Origin of the sequence: Rothia santali, from assembly GCF_024199905.1 — a bacterium.
Lineage (GTDB): Bacteria > Actinomycetota > Actinomycetes > Actinomycetales > Micrococcaceae > Rothia > Rothia santali.
In genome coordinates this window covers 1-2283 of sequence record NZ_JANAFB010000080.1, presented here as the reverse complement: position 1 = coordinate 2283, position 2283 = coordinate 1, and the positions used below count along the sequence as shown (strand labels likewise).

Sequence of the window (2283 nt, the reverse complement as noted above, 5' to 3'; positions counted from 1 at the left end):
CCAGAGTCGAGCAGGAGTTTGGTGGTCACCTCGTCCAGCAGGACGTGGGAACCAGGATCGCTCAAAGCCTTCACCAGACGGTCGCGGAACCATGCGATCTGCTGATCGGTGGCGTCCTCGAGGCGGGGGCCCCCGCCGTGCCTCCCTACCGGGGCCGCCTCCCCCGCCCCGGCCACGGTGCCGCCAGCGCCCAGGCGCAGGGCCATGGCGGTCGCGATGGCTTCCTCGTCATCCAGGAGCAGGGGCGGCATCCTCGCCCCGGAGCCGAGCTGGTACCCGCCGCCGACGCCGGCCGCCGCCCGGACCGGGTACCCGAGCGCCCGCAGCCGCTCGACGTCGCGCCGGATCGAGCGGGCGGTCACCCCGAGCTCGGCGGCCAGCTCGGCCGCGCGCCACATGGGGCGTCGCTGCAGCAGGAAGAGCAGGCGCAGCACCCGCTCGGCGGTCCCCTCGGAGGTCATGTTCCCAGGGTCGCACGAATTGAGGACCACAGCTGTCCGCAAGTGGGTGCATGCTGGAGATCGTCAGAGAAGGCGCGGGACTGCGGACGGTGCGGGACCGATACGACGAGGAGGGGCAGGGCGATGGACGATTCACGCGGGACCGAGGCAAGGACCGAGGCGAAGGGCGGCGCCGCAGAGACCACCGGAACGCGGGGAAACCCCGTCGCCGCAGGAGCATCGTGGAGCGACCTGCTGGTGGACCAGCTGGACTGGCACTGGACCCACCAGCTGCGCGCCCGTCTGGAGGGCCTGACCGACGAGGAGTACCTCTGGGAGCCGGCCCCGGACTGCTGGAACCTGCACCCGCGCGGCACCGGGGCCGCGCCGATCCAGGGCGGGTCCGGGGCCATGACCATCGACTTCGCGGCCCCCGCGCCGGACCCGGCGCCGCTGACCACCATCGCGTGGCGGCTGGGGCACGTGATCGTGGGCGTCCTGGGGATGCGCAACGCCTCCCACTTCGGGAGGGAGCCGGTGGACTACTTCTCCTTCGAGTACGCGGAGACCGCGGCCGGGGCGCTGGGCCAGCTCGACGCCGAGTACGCCCGGTGGCGCGAGGGCGTCGCGACCCTCACCGAGCAGGAGCTGGCCAGGCCCTGCGGGCCGACGGAGGGCGAGTACGCCGAGTGGCCCCTGGCGGCCCTGGTGCTGCACATCAACCGCGAGGTCATCCACCACCTCGCCGAGGTCAGCCTGCTGCGGGATCTCCACCTGCACCTGCGTGGCGCGGGCAAGCGGTGAGCTGCGGCACCGGAGCGGGGCGCCAAGGCGCCTTGAGCGCAGACCTTCCAGGGTCTAGGCTGAGTTCATGTGAAGCATGGACATCGAGCTGATCGCCGATTGGCTCGTGTCGCTCGACGAGGGGTCGCGAGAGCAGGTGGTCGCGGCGCTGGAGCTGCTCGAGGAGCACGGACCGCAGCTGGGTCGGCCGCTGGTCGACACGGTGAGCGGGTCCCGGCACCGGAACATGAAGGAGCTGCGCCCCGGGTCCGCCGGACGCTCCGAGCTGCGCCTGTTGTTCGCCTTCGATCCCGAGCGCCAAGCGATTCTCCTGGTGGCCGGTGACAAGGCCGGCAACTGGCAGCGCTGGTACCGCCAGGCCATCCCCCTCGCCGACGACCTGTTCGACGCCCATCTCCGCAGACTCAAGGAGGAATGACCACCATGCCCATGACGCTCGAAGACTTCGTGGCCGAACACCCCGTCGACCGGGCCCGCGTCGAGTCCCACAAGGAGCACATGCTCGCCCAGGTGCGCGCCCACCGCCTGCGCGAGCTGCGCGAGCAGGCCGGCCTGACCCAGGGGCAGCTCGCGGAGAGGATCGGGGTGGGCCAGCGGCAAGTCTCGAAGATCGAGCACGGCGACCTCGAGAACGCCAAGATCGGCACCGTCCGGCGGTATCTGGAAGCGGTCGGCGGGGGGCTCGTCGTGGACTTCGTCGTCGGCGATGCCCGGGTCCAGGTGGCCTGACCCCTCGGACACGGAAGGCCCCGCCCCTCACCCGTTCCGCGCGACGTCGTCCTTCAGCACTCCCGGCCACCCGTCGACCTCCGACGGCGTGCGGGCCACCCGCAGCGTGGCCCGGGGCAGCAGCCCCGTCAGGGCCTCGGCCGTGGACAGCGGGTGCGCCGGATCGTCCACCCAGGCCAGGACCGAGGTCGGGACCTCGAGCCGCGCCACGGCGTCGGCCGGCGGCAGGTCGCTGAGCGCCGCCCCGCGGTAGACGGAGGGCAGCAGCTCCGGCGCGACGTCGGGCACGCTGTCCGGCACGGGCGTCACC

At 72.5% G+C, this 2283-nt stretch carries 4 protein-coding genes and 1 pseudogene; 3 read left to right on the top strand and 2 right to left on the bottom strand.

Translation table 11 applies throughout. The annotated features are described in order from the left end of the window. Window positions 1-461, bottom strand: a 461-nt coding sequence (locus NBM05_RS15220; protein ID WP_254169176.1) for a helix-turn-helix transcriptional regulator, incomplete at its 3' end; no start/stop codon positions are given. A gap of 123 nt (window positions 462-584) precedes the next feature. Between NBM05_RS15220 and NBM05_RS15215 the strand changes: the two genes are divergently transcribed. The 3 genes from NBM05_RS15215 (at window position 585) to NBM05_RS15205 (ending at window position 1973) form a co-directional block, all read left to right on the top strand. Further along, a complete protein-coding gene (locus tag NBM05_RS15215) occupies window positions 585-1244 on the top strand; it encodes a DinB family protein (protein ID WP_254169175.1) in 660 nt (219 codons plus the stop codon). A 76-nt stretch (window positions 1245-1320) separates the two neighbouring features. Beyond that, on the top strand, window positions 1321-1662 hold the full coding sequence (locus NBM05_RS15210) for a type II toxin-antitoxin system RelE/ParE family toxin (protein ID WP_254169173.1): 342 nt from the start codon (window positions 1321-1323) through the stop codon (window positions 1660-1662). Further along, window positions 1659-1973, top strand: coding sequence for a helix-turn-helix domain-containing protein (locus NBM05_RS15205; RefSeq protein WP_254169171.1), 315 nt, complete (start codon window positions 1659-1661; stop codon window positions 1971-1973). Before NBM05_RS15210 ends, NBM05_RS15205 begins: the two co-directional genes overlap by 4 nt. A 27-nt stretch (window positions 1974-2000) precedes the next feature. Here the strand turns inward: NBM05_RS15205 and NBM05_RS15200 are convergent. Further along, a pseudogene (locus tag NBM05_RS15200) lies at window positions 2001-2283 on the bottom strand (alpha/beta fold hydrolase); the annotation flags it as partial.

Bases quoted from the DNA above. Each gene is read 5' to 3' on its own strand.
- NBM05_RS15215 (WP_254169175.1), top strand. From the start codon at position 585: ATGGACGATTCACGCGGGACCGAGGCAAGGACCGAGGCGAAGGGCGGC.
- NBM05_RS15210 (WP_254169173.1), top strand. From the start codon at position 1,321: ATGGACATCGAGCTGATCGCCGATTGGCTCGTGTCGCTCGACGAGGGG.
- NBM05_RS15205 (WP_254169171.1), top strand. From the start codon at position 1,659: ATGACCACCATGCCCATGACGCTCGAAGACTTCGTGGCCGAACACCCC.